The organism is Shigella sp. FJ200513 (assembly GCF_040495915.1).
Lineage (GTDB): Bacteria > Pseudomonadota > Gammaproteobacteria > Enterobacterales > Enterobacteriaceae > ECMA0423.
Genome location: NZ_JBDYCV010000075.1, coordinates 1 through 20,445 on the forward strand (window position 1 = coordinate 1; position 20,445 = coordinate 20,445).

20 protein-coding genes, 1 other RNA gene and 1 pseudogene are annotated in these 20,445 nt (G+C 49.4%); 11 read left to right on the top strand and 11 right to left on the bottom strand.

All coding sequences use genetic code 11. From position 1 onward, the window contains the following. Positions 1-2: 2 nt before the first annotated feature. From ABZJ92_RS15125 to lpp, 4 genes are all read left to right on the top strand, one after another. The gene (locus ABZJ92_RS15125; protein ID WP_003032489.1) at positions 3-59 is read left to right on the top strand and encodes an IS1 family transposase; all 57 of its coding nucleotides are present in this window, start codon (positions 3-5) and stop codon (positions 57-59) included. Between the two features lie 346 nt (positions 60-405). Beyond that, positions 406-600 carry a protein YnhH gene (ynhH, locus tag ABZJ92_RS15130; protein ID WP_240806354.1) on the top strand — a complete coding sequence of 65 codons (195 nt, stop codon included), beginning with the start codon at positions 406-408 and terminating at the stop codon, positions 598-600. A gap of 7 nt (positions 601-607) precedes the next feature. Continuing rightward, positions 608-2,020 carry a pyruvate kinase PykF gene (gene pykF / locus ABZJ92_RS15135; RefSeq protein WP_005050332.1) on the top strand — a complete coding sequence of 471 codons (1,413 nt, stop codon included), beginning with the start codon at positions 608-610 and terminating at the stop codon, positions 2,018-2,020. Positions 2,021-2,330: 310 nt separating this feature from the next. Then, positions 2,331-2,567 (top strand): murein lipoprotein Lpp, encoded by a 237-nt coding sequence (gene lpp, locus ABZJ92_RS15140; protein WP_000648420.1) that lies wholly within the window; start codon positions 2,331-2,333, stop codon positions 2,565-2,567. 62 nt (positions 2,568-2,629) lie between these two features. On the opposite strand, the gene ldtE is transcribed toward lpp, so the two are convergent. The 10 genes from ldtE to ydiJ form a co-directional block, all read right to left on the bottom strand. After that, positions 2,630-3,634 carry a L,D-transpeptidase LdtE gene (gene ldtE / locus ABZJ92_RS15145; RefSeq protein ID WP_000817104.1) on the bottom strand — a complete coding sequence of 335 codons (1,005 nt, stop codon included), beginning with the start codon at positions 3,632-3,634 and terminating at the stop codon, positions 2,630-2,632. A gap of 148 nt (positions 3,635-3,782) precedes the next feature. Next, the gene (sufE, locus tag ABZJ92_RS15150; RefSeq protein ID WP_001196515.1) at positions 3,783-4,199 is read right to left on the bottom strand and encodes a cysteine desulfuration protein SufE; all 417 of its coding nucleotides are present in this window, start codon (positions 4,197-4,199) and stop codon (positions 3,783-3,785) included. A 12-nt stretch (positions 4,200-4,211) separates the two neighbouring features. Further along, positions 4,212-5,432: a cysteine desulfurase SufS gene (gene sufS, locus ABZJ92_RS15155; protein WP_000144580.1), complete on the bottom strand. Its 1,221-nt coding sequence runs from the start codon at positions 5,430-5,432 to the stop codon at positions 4,212-4,214. Continuing rightward, entirely contained in the window at positions 5,429-6,700 is a 1,272-nt protein-coding gene (gene sufD, locus ABZJ92_RS15160; RefSeq protein WP_000907988.1) for a Fe-S cluster assembly protein SufD, read from the bottom strand. Before sufD ends, sufS begins: the two co-directional genes overlap by 4 nt. Beyond that, entirely contained in the window at positions 6,675-7,421 is a 747-nt protein-coding gene (gene sufC, locus ABZJ92_RS15165) for a Fe-S cluster assembly ATPase SufC (RefSeq protein ID WP_000948872.1), read from the bottom strand. Before sufC ends, sufD begins: the two co-directional genes overlap by 26 nt. A gap of 9 nt (positions 7,422-7,430) precedes the next feature. Then, positions 7,431-8,918: a Fe-S cluster assembly protein SufB gene (gene sufB / locus ABZJ92_RS15170; protein WP_000089364.1), complete on the bottom strand. Its 1,488-nt coding sequence runs from the start codon at positions 8,916-8,918 to the stop codon at positions 7,431-7,433. Positions 8,919-8,926: 8 nt separating this feature from the next. Next, entirely contained in the window at positions 8,927-9,295 is a 369-nt protein-coding gene (gene sufA, locus ABZJ92_RS15175) for a Fe-S cluster assembly scaffold SufA (protein WP_000367164.1), read from the bottom strand. 547 nt (positions 9,296-9,842) lie between these two features. After that, positions 9,843-10,031: a YdiH family protein gene (locus tag ABZJ92_RS15180; RefSeq protein WP_001296104.1), complete on the bottom strand. Its 189-nt coding sequence runs from the start codon at positions 10,029-10,031 to the stop codon at positions 9,843-9,845. 99 nt (positions 10,032-10,130) lie between these two features. Continuing rightward, positions 10,131-10,541, bottom strand: a complete 411-nt coding sequence (gene menI / locus ABZJ92_RS15185; protein WP_000637981.1) for a 1,4-dihydroxy-2-naphthoyl-CoA hydrolase — start codon at positions 10,539-10,541, stop codon at positions 10,131-10,133. Then, complete coding sequence (gene ydiJ, locus ABZJ92_RS15190; RefSeq protein ID WP_000612887.1) at positions 10,538-13,594, bottom strand: D-2-hydroxyglutarate dehydrogenase YdiJ; 3,057 nt, start codon at positions 13,592-13,594, stop codon at positions 10,538-10,540. The genes menI and ydiJ overlap by 4 nt, the downstream gene beginning before the upstream one ends. Before the next feature lie 388 nt (positions 13,595-13,982). On the opposite strand from ydiJ, the gene ydiK reads away from it, so the two are divergent. The 7 genes and pseudogenes from ydiK to aroD all read left to right on the top strand — a co-directional run bounded on the left by ydiK (position 13,983) and on the right by aroD (position 20,307). Beyond that, a complete protein-coding gene (gene ydiK / locus ABZJ92_RS15195) occupies positions 13,983-15,095 on the top strand; it encodes an AI-2E family transporter YdiK (RefSeq protein ID WP_000248636.1) in 1,113 nt (370 codons plus the stop codon). A 185-nt stretch (positions 15,096-15,280) separates the two neighbouring features. Then, positions 15,281-15,388: antisense sRNA RprA (rprA, locus tag ABZJ92_RS15200), an RNA gene on the top strand. A gap of 135 nt (positions 15,389-15,523) precedes the next feature. Continuing rightward, positions 15,524-15,880 (top strand): YdiL family protein, encoded by a 357-nt coding sequence (locus ABZJ92_RS15205; RefSeq protein WP_001301287.1) that lies wholly within the window; start codon positions 15,524-15,526, stop codon positions 15,878-15,880. A gap of 99 nt (positions 15,881-15,979) precedes the next feature. Beyond that, positions 15,980-17,185: an MFS transporter gene (locus tag ABZJ92_RS15210; protein WP_000795557.1), complete on the top strand. Its 1,206-nt coding sequence runs from the start codon at positions 15,980-15,982 to the stop codon at positions 17,183-17,185. A gap of 182 nt (positions 17,186-17,367) precedes the next feature. Beyond that, positions 17,368-18,640, top strand: a pseudogene (locus ABZJ92_RS15215) (MFS transporter). Between the two features lie 11 nt (positions 18,641-18,651). Beyond that, positions 18,652-19,518: a quinate/shikimate dehydrogenase gene (gene ydiB, locus ABZJ92_RS15220; protein WP_000383465.1), complete on the top strand. Its 867-nt coding sequence runs from the start codon at positions 18,652-18,654 to the stop codon at positions 19,516-19,518. A gap of 30 nt (positions 19,519-19,548) precedes the next feature. After that, positions 19,549-20,307: a type I 3-dehydroquinate dehydratase gene (aroD, locus tag ABZJ92_RS15225; RefSeq protein ID WP_000860164.1), complete on the top strand. Its 759-nt coding sequence runs from the start codon at positions 19,549-19,551 to the stop codon at positions 20,305-20,307. A gap of 81 nt (positions 20,308-20,388) precedes the next feature. Here aroD and ABZJ92_RS15230 read toward each other — a convergent pair whose 3' ends face one another. Next, on the bottom strand, positions 20,389-20,445 hold the full coding sequence (locus ABZJ92_RS15230; protein WP_003032489.1) for an IS1 family transposase: 57 nt from the start codon (positions 20,443-20,445) through the stop codon (positions 20,389-20,391).

Consider the following 20,445-nt stretch of genomic DNA (forward strand, 5'->3'; position numbering starts at 1 on the left):
CGGTGGAGCTGCATGACAAGGTCATCGGGCATTATCTGAACATAAAACACTATCAGTAAGTTGGAGTCATTACCAACTATCAGCATATATCAATCTAACCAATTAAACAAAAATCAAACAAAATCAGACAAATAACGCGATAAATTATTTTAACTGTAGCAATTGAGCGATGATATATTTATACACCGGATGAACTTTCACTTATCCTCACACTGACAACTTCGGCACCAGACGTTGCGCAAACAGCGAAGTTTTTGCGTAACCTTTTCCCTGGAACGTTAAATCTTTGATAACAATTTATTGTCTAACAAGTTGTATATTTTTTGAAACGCTGTTTTTGTTTTCCTTTTGGATTAATTTCAGCGTATAATGCGCGCCAATTGACTCTTGAATGGTTTCAGCACTTTGGACTGTAGAACTCAACGACTCAAAAACAGACACTCACGTTGGGCTGAGACACAAGCACACATTCCTCTGCACGCTTTTTCGATGTCACCTATCCTTAGAGCGAGGCACCACCACTTTCGTAATACCGGATTCGCTTTCCGGCAGTGCGCCCAGAAAGCAAGTTTCTCCCATCCTTCTCAACTTAAAGACTAAGACTGTCATGAAAAAGACCAAAATTGTTTGCACCATCGGACCGAAAACCGAATCTGAAGAGATGTTAGCTAAAATGCTGGACGCTGGCATGAACGTTATGCGTCTGAACTTCTCTCATGGTGACTATGCAGAACACGGTCAGCGCATTCAGAATCTGCGCAACGTGATGAGCAAAACTGGTAAAACCGCCGCTATCCTGCTTGATACCAAAGGTCCGGAAATCCGCACCATGAAACTGGAAGGCGGTAACGATGTTTCTCTGAAAGCTGGTCAGACCTTTACTTTCACCACTGATAAATCTGTTATCGGCAACAGCGAAATGGTTGCGGTAACGTATGAAGGTTTCACTACTGACCTGTCTGTTGGCAACACCGTACTGGTTGACGATGGTCTGATCGGTATGGAAGTTACCGCCATTGAAGGTAACAAAGTTATCTGTAAAGTGCTGAACAACGGTGACCTGGGCGAAAACAAAGGTGTGAACCTGCCTGGCGTTTCCATTGCTCTGCCAGCACTGGCTGAAAAAGACAAACAGGACCTGATCTTTGGTTGCGAAAAAGGCGTAGACTTTGTTGCTGCTTCCTTTATTCGTAAGCGTTCTGACGTTATCGAAATCCGTGAGCACCTGAAAGCGCACGGCGGCGAAAACATCCACATCATCTCCAAAATCGAAAACCAGGAAGGCCTCAACAACTTCGACGAAATCCTCGAAGCCTCTGACGGCATCATGGTTGCGCGTGGCGACCTGGGTGTAGAAATCCCGGTAGAAGAAGTTATCTTCGCCCAGAAGATGATGATCGAAAAATGTATCCGTGCACGTAAAGTCGTTATCACTGCGACCCAGATGCTGGATTCCATGATCAAAAACCCACGCCCGACTCGCGCAGAAGCCGGTGACGTTGCAAACGCCATCCTCGACGGTACTGACGCAGTGATGCTGTCTGGTGAATCCGCAAAAGGTAAATACCCGCTGGAAGCGGTTTCTATCATGGCGACCATCTGCGAACGTACCGACCGCGTGATGAACAGCCGTCTCGAGTTCAACAATGACAACCGTAAACTGCGCATCACCGAAGCGGTATGCCGTGGTGCCGTTGAAACTGCTGAAAAACTGGATGCTCCGCTGATCGTGGTTGCTACCCAGGGCGGTAAATCTGCTCGCGCAGTACGTAAATACTTCCCGGATGCCACCATCCTGGCACTGACCACCAACGAAAAAACGGCTCATCAGTTGGTACTGAGCAAAGGCGTTGTGCCGCAGCTGGTTAAAGAGATCACTTCTACTGATGATTTCTACCGTCTGGGTAAAGAACTGGCTCTGCAGAGCGGTCTGGCACACAAAGGTGACGTCGTAGTTATGGTTTCTGGTGCACTGGTACCGAGCGGCACTACTAACACCGCATCTGTTCACGTCCTGTAATATTGCTTTTGTGAATTAATTTGTATATCGAAGCGCCCTGATGGGCGCTTTTTTTATTTAATCGATAACCAGAAGCAATAAAAAATCAAATCGGATTTCACTATATAATCTCACTTTATTTAAGATGAATCCGATGGAAGCATCCTGTTTTCTCTCAATTTTTTTATCTAAAACCCAGCGTTCGATGCTTCTTTGAGCGAACGATCAAAAATAAGTGCCTTCCCATCAAAAAAATATTCTCAACATAAAAAACTTTGTGTAATACTTGTAACGCTACATGGAGATTAACTCAATCTAGAGGGTATTAATAATGAAAGCTACTAAACTGGTACTGGGCGCGGTAATCCTGGGTTCTACTCTGCTGGCAGGTTGCTCCAGCAACGCTAAAATCGATCAGCTGTCTTCTGACGTTCAGACTCTGAACGCTAAAGTTGACCAGCTGAGCAACGACGTGAACGCAATGCGTTCCGACGTTCAGGCTGCTAAAGATGACGCAGCTCGTGCTAACCAGCGTCTGGACAACATGGCTACTAAATACCGCAAGTAATAGTACCTGTGAAGTGAAAAATGGCGCACATTGTGCGCCATTTTTTTGTCTGCTATTTACCACTACTGCGTCGCGCGTAACATATTCCCTTGCTCTGGTTCACCATTCTGCGCTGACTCTACTGAAGGCGCATTGCTGGCTGCGGGAGTTGCTCCACTGCTCACCGAAACCGGATACCCTGCCCGACGATACAACGCTTTATCGACTAACTTCTGATCTACAGCCTTATTGTCTTTAAATTGCGTAAAGCCTGCTGGCAGTGTGTATGGCATTGTCTGAACGTTTTGCTGTTCTTCTGCTGATAGTGGTCGATGTACTTCAACATAACGCATCCCGTTAGGTTCCACGGAATATTTCACCGGTTCGTTGATCACTTTCACCGGCGTTCCCGTCCGCACGCTGGAGAACAAGGCTTTAATATCCGGTGCATTCATGCGAATACACCCTGAACTGACGCGCAAACCAACGCTGTCCGGCGCACTGGTGCCATGAATGAGGTATTCGCCATTACCATGCGCGAGGCGCAGTGCGTAACGTCCTAGCGGGTTATTTGGTCCGGCAGGAACGACTGGCGGTAATTTAATGCCACGCTCCAGCGAACGCTGACGAATGCCTGCCGTAGGCGTCCAGGTTGGGTTAGGGATTTTCTGCCCAACACGCGTTTCCATCACCGGCGTTTCCAGCCCCTGCAATCCAATACCTATTGGATAAACCTGCACAATATTTTCTCCCGGCGGATAATAATAAAGGCGCAGCTCTGCAAGGTTAACGATAATCCCCTGACGCGGTGCATCAGGTAATAACAGTTGTGAAGGAATAGTTATCGTCGTACCAGGTTTTGGCACCGGGGCGATAGTGTTATTGGCTTCAAGGATCAACATTGCTGCAGTATCAAAACGTCGGGCAATAGCCTGAAGGTTTTTATCCCCTTCTTGCACCGTATACGTTTGATTTTGCCCAACCAGTCGGCTTCCGGTTGGTGGTAGCGGATAATCAACCGCCCAGGCAGCCTGGATGGCGCTAAAAGCGCCGATAAGCGTGAGTGTAAGCAAAGACGCGCGTTTCATTGTAAACCTCCTGTATTTGCCGGAGACTCACGCTGAAACGTCGGATGGTGCTTATGTTCACCTGAAACCAAAACACTCCTGTGCCGGTCAGTGTAAACATTGACCATCCGGCAATGTGAGCCAACCGGATGAAAGCTGTCCCTTTAGTTTAGCTAAGTGCAGCGGCTTTGGCGCGAATTGCGCGAATCATCGCTTCCAGACCTTGTGAACGAGATGGGGTGAGATGTTGGGTGAGCGCCATTTTTTCAAACCACGGACGCACATCGAAATTGACAATATCCTGCGGCGTCATCTGATCGTAGAGAATAAAGACGACCGCAATAAGCCCTTTCACAATCGCCGCATCGCTGTCGCCCTGCAATTCAATAATTCCCTGCGCATTCTGGCGCATGACAATCCACACCTGACTCTGGCAGCCCTGAATGCTATTTTGTGGGCTTCCGTCTTCGGCGCGTAATTCTGGCAGACGCTGGCCCAGCTCAATAATGTAGAGATATTTCTCTTCCCAGTTGGCGCAGCGTAAAAAATTACGCAGCAATTTTTCTTTATCCGGCAATAAAGCCATAGTGCCTCCCTGTTATCCCAGCAGACGGTGAATACGTTGCAGGCCGGTCACCAGACGCTCCACTTCTTCATGGGTGTTATACATGGCCAGCGACGCCCGACACATCGCAGGGACGTTGTAATAGGCCATTAATGGCATAGCGCAGTGATGTCCGGTACGCACAGCAATGCCGTAATTATCGAGAAAACTGCCAACATCATAGGCGTGGTGTTTACCGAGATTAAAAGCAATAACGCCAAGCCTGTTTTGTTGGCCATAGAGAGTGAGATCCGGTACAGATTCCAGCTGTGATAGCGCATAATGCATCAGATTCTGTTCATACTCGGCTATGCTATTAAGCCCCAGCGCCGAAACATACTCCAGCGCCGCGCCAAGACCAATGATGCCCCCGGTATTGGGTGTACCGGCTTCAAACCGCCATGGTGCTTTGGTCCAGGTAGTGCCTTCACTCAGGCTGACGGTGGCGATCATAGAACCGCCCCCTTCCCACGGCGGCATCTCCTGCAACAAGGCTTCTTTCACATAAAGAATGCCAATTCCGGTGGGGCCATACAGTTTATGCCCGGAGAACACGTAAAAGTCGCAATCCAGCGCCTGAACATCCACCGGATGATGCATCACCGCCTGAGCGCCATCCACCAGCACTTTTGCGCCATGCTGGTGCGCAAGCGTGATCATTTCCGCCAGTGGATTTTCTGTGCCAAGCACGTTGGAGACATGAGTAATTGCCAGCAGGCGAGTTTTCTCATCAAACAGCGTAGGCAGCGTCTCCAGTTGCAGCGTACCGTCGGGGTTGAGAGGGATCACACGCAGCTCTGCGCCAACGCGTGCGCAAAGCATCTGCCAGGGGACAATGTTAGCGTGGTGCTCCATCTGACTGATGATGATGTTATCGCCCGCCCGCACATTGCTGTTGCCCCAGCTATTGGCGACCAGATTGATCCCTTCCGTCGTGCCGCGGACAAACACCAGCTCTTCCGCCGAACGGGCATTAATAAACAGCGATGCCCGCTTGCGCACGTTCTCCATTTTCTCGGTCGCCTGGGCGCTTAAGGTATGAATACCGCGATGCACCGCCGCGTAGCCATGACGATAAAACTCGGCCTCGGCGTCAATCACCTGGCTCGGTTTCTGTGCACTGGCGGCGCTGTCGAGATAAGCCAGCGGCAAACCGTTTACCTCACGCGAAAGCACCGGAAAGTCGGCCCGCACTTTGTCGACGGAAAAAGTCATCTTGCACCTCCTGGCAGCCGTTGACCGATTCGGGCCAGCACCTGCTGTTTAAGCCCCTCATCACGCAGTGCTTCCGTCAGTTCGGCAGCAAAGGCGTAAATGATCATCTGCTGGGCATCCTGCTGATTGATCCCGCGCGAGCGCAGATAGAACATCTGTTCATCATCAATACGCCCCACCGTCGCGCCGTGGCTGCATTTCACATCATCTGCATAGATTTCCAGCTGCGGTTTTGTATCCACTTCCGCCAGTTTGCCCATCAGCAGATTATTGTTGGTCATCTGACCATCCGTTTTGATGGCGTGCTGCGCGACGTTGATCAAACCGTTAAATACCGCGCGGCCTTTGTCGCTGACGATAGTTTTGTGCAACTGTCGGCTGTTACAAAAACCTTTATTGTGTTCCAGCCAGGTACGGGTATCACACACCTCGTTTTTCACCGGCATCGCCAGGCTATTGATCCGCAGCGTGCTGTTTTCGCCATTGAGTTGCGTACTGGTGTTGTGTCGTAACACTGCGCCACCCAGCAGGAAACTATGGCTAAATGCGGTGGCATCGTCAGCCAGCAACAAATCGTTATGGGCAAAGTGGTGACTGACCGGGTTTTCAAACGCCAGCTTGATATGCTGCAAGTGGGCGTTCGCTGCGACATTGATAGTGAACCGTGCCCCGGTAAAATGACGAGCATCATTAAGGCTGACAAAATGTTCGATCACCGTTGCTTCGGCACCTTCCGCCAGATCCAGATGATGCCGGTAATGGGCAGTGTTCACCTCTTCACCTGCCACGCCCTGGGTGATATGCATTAACAGCAATGGCTTTGCCGGCCGTTGACCGCGCTTCACGGCGATATGCGTCACGCTTTGTGCCAGGCTTTCCGTCAAATGCAGAAACACTTCCGCCTGAATAGCGTCGGGTAACCCCTGACGGTCGTCGTTAATGCTCACTTCATATCCGCTGCCTTCAATTGCATCGCTCAGCGCGGGCACGTAACGTCCATCGACAAACACCAGCCGCACGGCGTCTAACGTTAACGCTAAGGCATCACGCTGCTGTGGGGATATATCTCCCGCAATGCTGACAAACTGACTATTGGTCAGCCCTTCCAGCGGCGTATATTTCCAGTTTTCATGTTTACGTGTCGGCAGTCCGGTACGCAGCAATTGTTGTAAATGCTGCTGTGCTTGCGGTGAGCGTTTTGTCCCTTCAGCTTCAAACAAGTGATGCCACTGTTGCAGCGCATTACTGCTGTTCGGTAAGCCAGCCATAACCCTGCTCCTCCAGTTGTTTGACCAACGTGAAATCGCCGGATTTCACAATTCGTCCCTGATATAGCACATGAACGTAATCAGGCTTGATGTAGTCGAGAATGCGTTGGTAGTGCGTAACAATGATGAATGAGCGCTTGCCATCACGCAGCGAGTTCACGCCATCGGCGACCACTTTTAATGCGTCAATATCCAGCCCGGAGTCCGACTCATCAAGAATGCATAACTCCGGTTCCAGCACCGCCATTTGCAAAATATCGTTGCGCTTTTTCTCGCCGCCGGAAAAACCAACGTTTACCGAACGGGTTAATAAATCTTCCGGCATCTTCAGGAGAGCGATTTTCTCTTCCATCAAATCCTGAAAATCAAAGCGGTCGAGCGTTTCCTGGCCGCGATAGCTGCGCACTGCATTAAGTGCCGTTTGCAGGAAAAACTGGTTACTGACGCCTGGAATCTCCACCGGATACTGGAAGGCCATAAAGATGCCTTCGCCTGCACGATCTTCCGGCGACAGTGCAAGCAAATCTTTGCCTTTGAACTCAACCGTGCCGCCCGTCACTTCATAATCTTCGCGCCCGGCAAGCGTTGCCGATAAGGTACTTTTGCCCGAACCGTTTGGCCCCATAATGGCGTGAACTTCGCCGGGACGAACGTCGAGGCTTAATCCACGCAGGATAGCTTTATCTTCCACGCTGACGTGTAAATCTTTAATACTTAACATGTTTATTCCTTATCCGACGCTGTGTTCAAGACTGATGGCGAGGAGTTTTTGTGCTTCAACGGCAAATTCCAGCGGCAGTTCTGAGAACACGTCTTTGCAGAAACCGTTAACAATCATCGAGATGGCGTCTTCTTCGCTGATCCCGCGTTGCAGGCAGTAAAACAGTTGATCTTCACCAATACGTGATGTCGTTGCCTCGTGCTCCAGTTGTGCGCTGTTATTGCGACATTCGACATACGGGAAGGTATGCGCCCCACAATTAGCGCCAATCAGCATTGAGTCGCACTGAGTGAAATTGCGCGCATTGGTTGCCGTCGGCATGATTTTCACTAAGCCGCGATAACTGTTCTGACTATGTCCGGCAGAGATCCCTTTCGAGATAATGGTCGATTTGGTGTTTTTACCGATGTGGATCATCTTGGTGCCGGTATCCGCTTGCTGATGACCGCTGGTCAGCGCCACTGAGTAAAACTCACCAATGGAGTTATCGCCGCGCAAAATGCAGCTGGGATATTTCCACGTAATCGCTGACCCGGTTTCTGATTGCGTCCATGACATTTTGCTGTTTTCGCCTTCGCACAAAGCACGCTTGGTGACGAAGTTGAGAATACCGCCGGTGTTGTTATCGCCAGGGAACCAGTTTTGTACCGTGGAATATTTCACCTCGGCGTTTTTATGGATGATGACTTCCACCACTGCCGCGTGCAACTGATAGCTGTCACGCACCGGAGCGGAACAGCCTTCAATGTAGCTGACGTAGCTGTCTTCGTCGGCCACCAGAATTGTGCGCTCAAACTGCCCGGTTTTTTCCGCGTTAATGCGAAAATAGGTGGAAAGTTCCATCGGGCAGCGCACGCCTTTAGGCACATAAATAAACGTACCGTCAGAGGCTACCGCCGCATTAAGTGCTGCAAAGAAGTTGTCATTCCCCGGCACCACGGTGCCGAGATATTTACGCACCAGTTCCGGGTGATCGTGGATCGCCTCACCAAAGGAACAGAAAATAATTCCCTGCTCCGCCAGTTTTTCGCGATAAGTGGTGGCAACCGAAACAGAGTCGAAAATGGCATCCACCGCCACCTCTTTGCCTTCCCGCACGGGAACGCCCAACTGCTCAAACGCCGCCTCCACCTCTTTACTTAAAAAGGCGTTCGCGCCAGTTTGCTGCACCGCGCCAGGTTCAGACGCGCAAGTGTCGTCACAATTACCGCACGATGGTGCTGAGTAGTAGCTGTAATCCTGATAATTCAGCTTGTCGTAGTGCGCTTTCAACCAGTGCGGTTCTTCCATCTCCAGCCATGCGCGATAGGCGTTTAGACGAAACTCCAGCATCCACTCCGGCTCATTACGCTTCGCCGAAATTGCGCGCACCACCTCTTCGTTTATCCCCTTTGCCAGCTCATCGGTGGCTAACTGGGTGAAGAATCCTTCTTTATAGTTCAGCGGGCCGCCGGTCCAGGTTTTGACATCGTCAGTTGCTTCAGTATTACGAGACATAGTACCGCCTATACCCTAAAGCTTTCGCCACAGCCACATTCATTCTGGGCTTTAGGGTTGTGAAATTTGAATATCTGATTAAGTCCTTCACGAACGAAATCGACTTCCGTGCCATCAATAAACGGCATCGATTGCAGCGGGACAAACAGCTTCGCGCCGTCGTGTTCAAACAGCAGATCGTCTTTGTCCGGCTCGCTAACACTGTCGAGCACATAGCCAAAGCCCGCGCAGCCCGTTTGCTTCACACCTAAGCGCACGCCGACCATACCTGGCTGCTTTGCCACCAGCTCGCGGATGTGTATCGCCGCTGCGGGTGTCAGCGTTAAGCCTTGCCAGGCGAAATCCTGTGGGTTAAAGGTTCCTGAATGCATGTCCATCTATTTACCTCACTTCATCGCTTTCAGCGTATAACAGCATGTTAGTGATAATGATTATCAGTTCAACCCAGCAAACGCAGGGGCTTTACCGTAAAACATTCTTTTTGCCTGCTTTTAATAAGCATAGCCCCTGATGTGTGGGTTAACAGGCACGCTAAGAATTAGGTATCTCATTGTTAGATAATGGTTATTATCTAAGGAGCATTAAGGCTGTGATGAAAAAGAAAAAGTTGTATTGAAAATGACTATTTAAGAGATAGGTAAAAAAGTGCAGCGTTCAGAAATAAGAAAACCCTTAAGTCTGTGCGACACAGGCTTAAGGGTTTCTACCCCATCCGGCGCTTATCTCCGGCACTCTCAGTGGCTTAGCTCTTGAAGGGGCGATAAGAATAATCTCATAAAGCTAACCCGCCGTTTTAACACAAACTGCGATTAGTATTATTTTTGAACAATATCAGGCGGTAGATAAGCAGTATTAAGAAGGTCATCGAACCTGGACGGAGGTTAATCCAGGTCGATTTGGCGAACTTGCGGCATTAAGTCAGGATCAATGCACGCCCAGACGCCAGGCGAAGTAGATTTCTTCTTTTAATTCAGCAGAAGAGAGAGTAAGCAGGTCAGCAAATTCAAGTTCTAGTTGTTTCAGACGTTTGAGATATTGGGCAGGTGAAAGATTGCTCTGGTCACGGCGTAAAAATTCAATGGCCAGCTGGGTGGGATCAAGTTGAGTAGACATAGCATCCTCGCTTTTAGACAAGACCTGCACAGTATACCACCGTTTACTGTGCAGATAATGACCAAAAGCAATATGCGTCACACTTTTCTGGTGACAACGTCACAAAATGGCGGTCGTCAATCGTGACGAACAGCACAAACGCCCTTTCTCATCGAAGATTTCAATCTGCCAGACCTGGTGACGCGAACCGAGATGCAACGGTTTACATATGCCGCGCACCCGCCCTTCTCGTGCCGAGCGGACGTGATTAGCATTGATTTCCAGACCAACCACTTTTTGCTCACCTTCGGTACATAAATAACCGGCAACGGAACCGATACTTTCGGCCAGTACCACGGATGCTCCTCCATGCAGCAACCCGAAAGGCTGCTTTGTCCGCGAGTCTACTGGCATTGTCGCTTCAAGGGTGTCATCACCAATATGTTCAAAGCGAATATCCAGGAACCCCACCATGTTTCCTTCACCCATAGCATTCAGTGCTTCCAGGGTGATTTTCCGTTTCCATATCATTTAATAATCTCCAGTAAAGCCTGCACAGGATGGCGTACCCCCGTGCCTTCAACCCGTTTTACCTGGCTACGGCAGGAATATCCGGTCGCCAGACAGCGGTTACGCGGCAGTCGCTGCATAGCCTGATGCCAGGATAACTCATAGATCCCGAGCGAATTTTCATGGTTTTTCGCTTCATGTCCGTAAGTCCCTGCCATGCCGCAGCAACCCACGCTGACATTTTCCAGTTTCGCGCCAAAACGGGCAAATATCGCGGCCCATTGTGCTGGCGCGCCCGGCAAAGCGGTAACCTCGGTACAGTGACCAAAGAAATACCATGATTCACCGCTGACTGTAGCCACTGGATGTGACTCAAGTGCGCTTGCCAGCCATTCATTCGCAAGTAAGACGTTAAACTCGCCACGTTCCTCGCCCAGCGCCAGTTTATATTCATCGCGATAACAAAGTACCAGCGCCGGATCGACGCCCACCATTGGCATCCCAAGCTTAGCCATACGGTTGAGGAAATCCGCCGTCTTTTTCGCCGTCTTCGCAAAACGATTAAGAAAGCCTTTGATATGCTGGGCTTTGCCATTTGGCGAAAATGGCAGTAACACAGGCTGGAAACCTAATTTTTCAACCAGACGGACAAAATCCGCCACCACTTGCGCATCGTAATAGCTGGTAAAGGGGTCCTGCACCACCAACACCGTGCGCGCTTTCTGCTCTGCATTGAGAGCTTCAAGCTGTTCCAGCGTCATGTTTGCCGAGCGATGCCCCACCATTTGTTGTTGTAGCGAGGGGACCGACAGCAGTGGCAAATCAACCATGCCGATATGTTTTTCCGAGAGTTTGCGCACCAGCGGCTGGTTAATGAAGAAGTTAAAGGTTTTCGGCGCGCGTGCCATCAGCGGTGCGTAGCTCTCGACCGTAGCAACGAGGTGGTCGCGAAGCGGGCGTAAATAACGGGTGTGATAGAGCTGCAGAAAACGAGAGCGAAACTCCGGCACATCAATTTTGATGGGGCACTGGGTCGAACAAGCTTTACAGGCCAGACAGCCCGACATCGCCTCTTTGACTTCGTGTGAGAAGTCATATTCGCCTTTATTCGCATGCCAGCTATTGCGCGTGCGGGCAATTAACGTCCGCAAACTGACGCCGGATTCAGGCAGTTCTTGTTCCAGTTTGAGTGGGTCAACGCCGCGATCCGCCAACAAGCGCAGCCATTCACGCACCAGCGTTGCGCGCCCTTTCGGTGAATGAATCCGGTTCTGGGTGATCTTCATCGACGGACACATCGGACTACGGGCATCAAAGTTGAAGCATAAACCGTTGCCGTTACACTCCATCGCACCGCGCCACTGCTGGCGTACCGCAATGGGGATCTGCCGATCGAATGTACCGCGCTTCACCGCGTCCACTTTCATCATCGGCGCATCGAGACCTTCTGGCGGGCAAATCTTCCCTGGGTTGAGTCGGTTATGCGGGTCAAATGCCGCTTTCACTTTGCGCAGTTCTGCAAAAAGTTCCTCACCGAAAAACGCCGGGCTGTATTCAGCGCGAAAACCTTTGCCGTGCTCGCCCCACAACAAACCACCGTATTTCGCAGTCAGCGCCACCACGTCATCAGAGATTTGCTTCATCAAAATCTCTTGTTGCGGATCGCACATATCCAGTGCCGGACGGACGTGCAAGACACCTGCGTCGACGTGACCGAACATACCGTAGCTTAAGCCGTGGCTGTCGAGCAGCGCGCGAAATTCAGCAATATAATCGGCCAGATGTTCCGGCGGTACGCAGGTATCCTCAGCAAACGGAATTGGCTTAGCGGCACCTTTGGCATTGCCAAGCAGACCAACGGCTTTTTTGCGCATCGCATAGATACGTTCAACCCCCGCCAGCTCGCGGCACACCTGCCAGCCAATCACACCTGCCTGTTGGCTGGCAATCAGCTCATCAAGCCGCACACAGAGTGCATTAACTCGCTCGTCAATCAGCGCCTCATCATCACCAGCAAATTCCACAATGTTCAGTCCGAGCATCTCTTTGTCAGGCATATCGGTAATCAACTCGCTGACGGAATGCCAGACAATATCTTCCCGCGCCAGATTCAGCACTTTTGAGTCCACCGTCTCTACCGAAAGCGCCCGCGCCTCAACCATAAACGGCGCGTTACGCAGCGCAGAGTCAAAAGAGTCATATTTGACATTCACCAGACGGCGCACTTTAGGCAAGCGCGTAATATCCAGCCGCGCTTCGGTAATAAAGGCCAGCGTCCCTTCTGAACCCGTCAGAATGCGCGTCAGGTCGAACTCGGTCATCTCATCGTTAAAGACATGACGCAGATCGTAACCGGTAAGAAAGCGGTTAAGTTTGGGGAAGTTGTCGATGATTAACTGGCGTTGCTGACGGCAACGTTGATAAACCGTGTTATAAATTCGCCCGATTGTGGTATTGGATTTACCCAGCGTTTCCGCCAGCTCGACGGGTAAAGGTTGCGTATCGAGAATATCGCCCCCCAACAACACCGCGCGTACGCCAAGTACGTGATCTGACGTTTTGCCATAGACCAGCGATCCCTGACCGGATGCATCGGTATTGATCATCCCACCGAGCGTTGCCCGGTTGCTGGTCGAAAGTTCCGGCGCAAAAAAGTAGCCGAACGGTTTCAGGTACTGATTGAGTTGGTCTTTTATCACCCCGGCCTCAACGCGCACCCAGCCCTCTTCAGGGTTAATTTCGATGATGCGGTTCATATGGCGGGACATATCAACAATAATCCCCTGGTTGAGCGCCTGACCGTTAGTGCCGGTGCCGCCGCCGCGGGGGGTAAAGATCAGCGATGAATAGCGTTCCTGCGCGGCAAGACGGGCGATCAGCGCCACATCTGCGGTTGAACGCGGAAATACCACCGCATCGGGGAGAAGTTGGTAAATACTGTTGTCGGTCGACATTGTCAGACGATCGGCATAACTTGTCGCCGCATCGCCGGTAAAACCTTGTTGCTCCAGCTCTTGCAAAAAATTAAGCACCAGTTGAACGACGCCGGGTGCCAGGGAAATCTGTGGAATCATTATATTGACCCTTTCCTGCGGTCTGTGATGTAGGTCGATACACTATTCTTTCAGGCGGCTGCAATAGCGCACTGAAAGGTGATGTTTATTTACTCTATGGATTTCGAGTTGCAGGAAGGCGGCAAGCGAGTGAACTCCAGGAGCTTACAATAGTAAGTGACTGGGGTGAACGAACGTAGCCGCAGCACATGCAACTTGAAATACGACGAGTAAATCGTTTGCGTGTTGCCTGAGTTGTTGTACCACATTTTTTTCTAACACGCCCATCAGAATTAAGGGCAGAATCGGCCTGTTAAAAACCGCTGAAATTGCTCATCATTATGCAGGTGAGTTTCGCGTGTTCACGTCGCGTCGACGATTTGACGCACAAAAAAGGTGAAAAGTAGTTATGGTAAATGTTCGTCAGCCCAGGGATGTCGCACAAATTCTGCTTTCGGTGCTGTTTTTAGCCATCATGATTGTGGCATGTCTGTGGATTGTTCAACCCTTTATTCTCGGCTTTGCATGGGCCGGTACGGTGGTTATCGCCACCTGGCCGGTATTGTTACGTTTGCAAAAGATCATGTTTGGCCGCCGCTCTCTCGCCGTTCTGGTGATGACGCTGTTATTAGTGATGGTGTTTATCATCCCTATTGCTTTGCTGGTTAACAGTATCGTCGACGGCAGCGGCCCGCTAATTAAAGCCATTTCCAGCGGCGACATGACGTTACCCGATCTGGCGTGGCTTAATACCATTCCGGTGATTGGCGCGAAGCTGTATGCAGGCTGGCACAACTTGCTGGATATGGGGGGTACGGCGATCATGGCGAAAGTCCGCCCTTATATTGGCACCACCACCACCTGGTTCGTTGGGCAGGCGGCGCATATCGGGCGCTTTATGGTGCATTGTGCGCTGATGCTTCTCTTCAGTGCCCTGCTGTACTGGCGCGGTGAACAGGTGGCACAAGGCATTCGCCATTTTGCAACCCGTCTGGCAGGCGTTCGCGGAGATGCCGCCGTGCTGCTGGCGGCACAGGCTATCCGCGCGGTGGCGCTGGGTGTGGTGGTGACGGCGTTAGTACAGGCAGTGCTTGGCGGTATCGGCCTCGCCGTATCCGGCGTACCTTATGCAACGTTGCTAACGGTGTTAATGATCCTCTCCTGCCTTGTCCAGCTTGGCCCGTTGCCGGTACTGATTCCGGCGATTATCTGGCTCTACTGGACCGGCGATACCACCTGGGGAACGGTATTGTTAGTGTGGAGCGGTGTGGTTGGCACGCTGGATAACGTCATCCGCCCAATGTTAATTCGCATGGGTGCCGATTTACCGCTGATCCTGATCCTCTCTGGCGTTATTGGTGGTTTGATTGCTTTCGGGATGATCGGTCTGTTTATTGGTCCGGTTCTGTTAGCCGTTTCCTGGCGTCTGTTTGCCGCGTGGGTGGAAGAAGTCCCGCCACCGACGGACCAACCGGAAGAAATTCTCGAAGAACTTGGCGAAATCGAGAAACCGAATAAGTAATTTCTCATCAGGCGGCTCTGCCGCCTGATTGTTAATCACCGCTAATTGATATTTGCTTGCTCTTCCCCATATTTTCCTGCTTACCGCCATTCAGCTGGTAGTACCTGTCGCAAATTCTTTACAGTTTTTAAACTAATGAGACGAATCTGATCGACGCAAAAAGTCCGTATGCCTACTATTAGCTCACGGTTATAAATCAACATATTGATTTATAAGCATGGAAATCCCCTGAGTGAAACAACGAATTGCTGTGTGTAGTCTTTTCCCATCTCCCACGATGGGCTTTTTTTTAACATTTTTCCGCTTCGCTACCTCGCCCCTCACTCTTTCCAATAATGTTGCACAAGATACTGTGACTCTCTTCAAGCCGTCAGCAGGCTGATAATGTTATTTATATTTTATTGTTTATTTCATGCAGCCATTACACGATGAACGCTTATGAACTCCAGGCACTCCGCCATATTTTTGCCATGACTATTGATGAATGCGCGACCTGGATTGCCCAGACCGGTGACAGTGAAAGCTGGCGTCAGTGGGAAAATGGCAAATGCGCCATTCCTGATTGTGTAGTCGAGCAACTGTTGGCTATGCGTCAGCAACGAAAAAAACATCTTCATGCCATCATAGAGAAAATAAATAACCGCATCGGCAACAACACCATGCGTTTTTTCCCCGACTTAACCGCGTTTCAACAAGTCTACCCTGATGGCAATTTTATTGACTGGAAGATCTATCAATCGGTAGCCGCTGAATTATATGCACACGATCTGGAGCGGCTTTGTTAATTTTTCCACAGAAAGGAATTGTCGTTGTTACAACAATAATGAATGGATACTGACACAACATCGCTACACTTTTTAAAGCACCTTTGCTAAGTAGAACCTATGAAAAATCCCTATTACCCTACCGCACTTGGGTTGTATTTTAATTACCTGGTGCATGGTATGGGCGTCATTTTGATGAGCCTGAATATGGCCTCGCTGGAGACACTTTGGCAGACTAATGCCGCGGGTGTCTCGATAGTTATCTCATCGCTGGGCATTGGTCGATTAAGTGTCTTGCTTTTTGCAGGATTATTATCCGATCGCTTTGGTCGCCGCCCTTTTATCATGCTCGGGATGTGCTGCTATATGGCCTTCTTTTTTGACATCCTGCAGACCAATAACATCATTATCGCTTATGTTTTTGGCTTTCTGGCGGGAATGGCAAACAGTTTTCTCGATGCAGGCACTTATCCCAGTTTGATGGAAGCTTTTCCACGCTCACCTGGGACAGCCAATATTTTAATTAAAGCATTTGTTTCCAGCGGACAATTTTTATTACCGCTAATCATTAGCCTGTTAGTGTGGGCTGAACTGTGGTTCGGTTGGTCCTTTATGATTGCTGCAGGCATTATGTTTATTAACGCTCTGTTTTTATACCGTTGTACGTTCCCACCCCATCCGGGTCGTCGCTTACCTGTCATAAAGAAAACCACCAGCTCTACGGAACATCGCTGTTCAATTATCGATTTAGCCAGTTATACCTTATATGGCTATATCTCAATGGCAACGTTTTATCTGGTTAGCCAGTGGCTGGCACAGTACGGACAATTTGTTGCAGGCATGTCATACACTATGTCGATCAAACTACTCAGTATCTACACCGTGGGTTCGCTGCTTTGTGTATTTATTACCGCTCCACTCATTCGTAATACCGTTCGCCCAACAACATTACTGATGCTGTACACCTTTATCTCATTTATTGCTCTGTTTACCGTCTGCCTGCATCCCACATTTTATGTGGTGATAATATTTGCTTTTGTCATTGGTTTTACCTCTGCTGGAGGTGTTGTGCAAATTGGCCTGACGTTAATGGCTGAACGTTTCCCTTACGCTAAAGGTAAAGCTACAGGGATCTATTACAGTACGGGCAGTATTGCGACCTTTACTATTCCGTTGATTACGGCTCATCTGTCCCAAAGAAGTATTGCCGATATTATGTGGTTCGATACTGCCATCGGTTTTTTACTGGCACTGTTTATCGGCTTACGCAGCCGCAAAAAAACGCGGCATCACTCGCTAAAGGAAAATGTCGCTCCGGGTGGGTAATGCAATATTCTTTTCAGGTCATGCAAGATCTTACGGATAAATAACTCTTTCTGCGCTAACTAAGGAAAATCGCGATCAAAAACAAACTATGACATGCAATATTCCTGGAAACATAAACTTTATGCCATGTACCCAGGGAAAATCATCTTCAGTATAGTAATTATGTAAACCGTCGGAGAACAATACGTACGGTAACGAAATTATCTTTCAGCACGCCATTTATCCTGGCTGTTCTTTGTATTTACTTCAGCTATTTCCTGCACGGCATTAGTGTTATTACGCTTGCCCAAAATATGACATCTCTGTCAGAAAAGTTTTCCACTGACAACGCGGGCATTGCCTATTTAATTTCCGGTATCGGTTTGGGGCGATTGATCAGTATTTTATTCTTCGGTGTGATCTCCGATAAGTTTGGTCGTCGGGCGGTGATATTAATGGCAGTAATAATGTATCTGCTATTCTTCTTTGGTATTCCCGCTTGCCCGAATTTAACTCTCGCCTACGGTCTGGCAGTGTGCGTAGGTATCGCTAACTCAGCGCTGGATACGGGTGGCTACCCCGCGCTCATGGAATGCTTTCCGAAAGCCTCTGGTTCGGCGGTCATACTGGTTAAAGCGATGGTGTCATTTGGGCAAATGTTCTACCCAATGCTGGTGAGCTATATGTTGCTCAATAATATCTGGTACGGCTATGGGCTGATTATTCCGGGTATTCTGTTTGTACTGATCACGCTGATGCTGTTGAAAAGCAAATTCCCCAGCCAGTTGGTGGACGCCAGCGTAGCTAATGAATTACCGCAAATGAACAGCAAAACCTTTAGTCTGGCTGGAAGGTGTTTCATCGGTACTGTTCGGTGTAGCCGCATTCTCGACCTTTTATGTGATTGTGGTGTGGATGCCCAAATATGCGATGGCTTTTGCTGGTATGTCAGAAGCTGAGGCATTAAAAACCATCTCTTATTACAGTATGGGCTCGTTGGTCTGTGTCTTTATTTTTGCCGCACTACTGAAAAAAATGGTCCGGCCCATCTGGGCTAATGTATTTAACTCTGCGCTGGCAACAATAACAGCTGCCATTATCTACCTGTACCCTTCTCCACTGGTGTGTAATGCCGGCGCCTTTGTTATCGGTTTCTCAGCAGCTGGCGGCATTTTACAGCTCGGTGTTTCGGTCATGTCAGAGTTTTTCCCCAAAAGCAAAGCCAAAGTCACCAGTATTTATATGATGATGGGTGGACTGGCTAACTTTGTTATTCCGCTGATTACCGGTTATCTGTCGAACATCGGCCTGCAATATATCATTGTTCTCGATTTTACTTTCGCGCTGCTGGCCCTGATTACCGCAATTATTGTTTTTAGCCGCTATTACCGCGTTTTTATTATTCCTGAGAATGATGTGCGGTTTGGCGAACGCAAATTTAGCACCCGGTTAAACACAATTAAGCATAGAGGTTAAAGGAGTTAATTATGGATGTTACCGCAAAATACGAATTGATTGGATTGATGGCTTATCCTATCCGCCACAGTTTATCGCCTGAAATGCAGAATAAAGCCTTAGAAAAAGCGGGATTGCCATTTACCTATATGGCCTTCGAAGTGGATAACGATAGCTTTCCCGGAGCAATTGAAGGATTAAAAGCCCTCAAAATGCGCGGAACTGGTGTGTCGATGCCGAACAAACAACTGGCGTGTGAATATGTTGATGAATTAACGCCAGCAGCCAAACTGGTGGGTGCCATCAACACCATCGTTAATGATGATGGCTATCTGCGTGGCTATAACACCGACGGCACGGGCCATATTCGCGCCATTAAAGAGAGCGGTTTTGATATCAAAGGCAAAACGATGGTGCTGTTAGGGGCCGGAGGTGCCTCAACGGCGATTGGCGCGCAGGGGGCAATTGAAGGTTTAAAAGAAATTAAACTCTTTAACCGTCGGGATGAGTTCTTCGATAAAGCCCTCGCCTTCGCGCAGCGGGTTAACGAAAACACCGATTGTGTCGTCACGGATACCGATCTCGCCGATCAGCAAGCCTTTGCTGAAGCCCTGGCTTCCGCCGACATTTTAACCAATGGCACAAAAGTAGGTATGAAACCCCTTGAGAATGAATCATTGGTTAATGATATCAGTCTGTTACATCCGGGACTGCTGGTCACTGAATGCGTGTATAACCCGCATATGACGAAGTTATTGCAGCAGGCACAACAAGCTGGTTGCAAAACGATTGATGGATACGGCATGTTGTTGTGGCAAGGGGCTGAACAGTTCACGTTATGGACTGGCAAAGATTTCCCTCTGGAATATGTTAAACAGGTCATGGGGTTCGGTGCCTGACAGGCTGACCGCGTGCAGAAAGGGTAAAAAATGAAAACCGTAACTGTAAAAGATCTCGTCATTGGTGCGGGCGCACCTAAAATCATCGTCTCGCTGATGGCGAAAGATATCGCCCGCGTGAAATCCGAAGCTCTCGCCTATCGTGAAGCGGACTTTGATATTCTGGAATGGCGTGTGGACCACTTTGCCGACCTCTCCAATGTGGAGTCTGTCATGGCGGCGGCAAAAATTCTCCGTGAAACCATGCCAGAAAAACCGCTGCTGTTTACCTTCCGCAGTGCCAAAGAAGGCGGCGAGCAGGCGATTTCCACCGAGGCTTATATTGCTCTCAATCGTGCAGCCATCGACAGCGGCCTGGTTGATATGATCGATCTGGAGTTATTTACCGGCGATGATCAGGTCAAAGAAACCGTCGCCTACGCCCACGCGCATGATGTGAAAGTTGTCATGTCCAACCATGACTTCCATAAAACGCCGGAAGCCGAAGAAATCATTGCCCGTCTGCGCAAAATGCAGTCCTTCGACGCCGATATTCCTAAGATTGCGCTGATGCCGCAAAGTACCAGCGATGTGCTGACGTTGCTTGCCGCGACCCTGGAGATGCAGGAGCAGTATGCCGATCGTCCAATCATCACGATGTCGATGGCAAAAACTGGCGTAATTTCTCGTCTGGTTGGTGAAGTATTTGGCTCGGCGGCAACTTTTGGTGCGGTAAAAAAAGCCTCTGCGCCAGGGCAAATCTCGGTAAATGATTTGCGCACGGTATTAACTATTTTACATCAGGCATAAGCAATAATATTTCGGCGGAAATACCCTCCCCCGCCGAAATAAAAAAAGTATTTTTAACCGTATTTTGGTAATGACTCCAACTTACTGATAGTGTTTTATGTTCAGATAATGCCCGATGACCTTGTCATGCAGCTCCAC

Bases quoted from the DNA above. Each gene is read 5' to 3' on its own strand.
- aroD (WP_000860164.1), top strand. From the start codon at position 19,549: ATGAAAACCGTAACTGTAAAAGATCTCGTCATTGGTGCGGGCGCACCT.
- ABZJ92_RS15180 (WP_001296104.1), bottom strand. From the start codon at position 10,031: ATGTCTACTCAACTTGATCCCACCCAGCTGGCCATTGAATTTTTACGC.
- ABZJ92_RS15210 (WP_000795557.1), top strand. From the start codon at position 15,980: ATGAAAAATCCCTATTACCCTACCGCACTTGGGTTGTATTTTAATTAC.
- sufA (WP_000367164.1), bottom strand. From the start codon at position 9,295: ATGGACATGCATTCAGGAACCTTTAACCCACAGGATTTCGCCTGGCAA.
- sufE (WP_001196515.1), bottom strand. From the start codon at position 4,199: ATGGCTTTATTGCCGGATAAAGAAAAATTGCTGCGTAATTTTTTACGC.
- ydiB (WP_000383465.1), top strand. From the start codon at position 18,652: ATGGATGTTACCGCAAAATACGAATTGATTGGATTGATGGCTTATCCT.
- sufD (WP_000907988.1), bottom strand. From the start codon at position 6,700: ATGGCTGGCTTACCGAACAGCAGTAATGCGCTGCAACAGTGGCATCAC.
- lpp (WP_000648420.1), top strand. From the start codon at position 2,331: ATGAAAGCTACTAAACTGGTACTGGGCGCGGTAATCCTGGGTTCTACT.
- sufS (WP_000144580.1), bottom strand. From the start codon at position 5,432: ATGACTTTTTCCGTCGACAAAGTGCGGGCCGACTTTCCGGTGCTTTCG.
- ydiJ (WP_000612887.1), bottom strand. From the start codon at position 13,594: ATGATTCCACAGATTTCCCTGGCACCCGGCGTCGTTCAACTGGTGCTT.
- sufB (WP_000089364.1), bottom strand. From the start codon at position 8,918: ATGTCTCGTAATACTGAAGCAACTGACGATGTCAAAACCTGGACCGGC.
- ldtE (WP_000817104.1), bottom strand. From the start codon at position 3,634: ATGAAACGCGCGTCTTTGCTTACACTCACGCTTATCGGCGCTTTTAGC.
- sufC (WP_000948872.1), bottom strand. From the start codon at position 7,421: ATGTTAAGTATTAAAGATTTACACGTCAGCGTGGAAGATAAAGCTATC.
- pykF (WP_005050332.1), top strand. From the start codon at position 608: ATGAAAAAGACCAAAATTGTTTGCACCATCGGACCGAAAACCGAATCT.
- ABZJ92_RS15205 (WP_001301287.1), top strand. From the start codon at position 15,524: ATGAACGCTTATGAACTCCAGGCACTCCGCCATATTTTTGCCATGACT.
- ydiK (WP_000248636.1), top strand. From the start codon at position 13,983: ATGGTAAATGTTCGTCAGCCCAGGGATGTCGCACAAATTCTGCTTTCG.
- menI (WP_000637981.1), bottom strand. From the start codon at position 10,541: ATGATATGGAAACGGAAAATCACCCTGGAAGCACTGAATGCTATGGGT.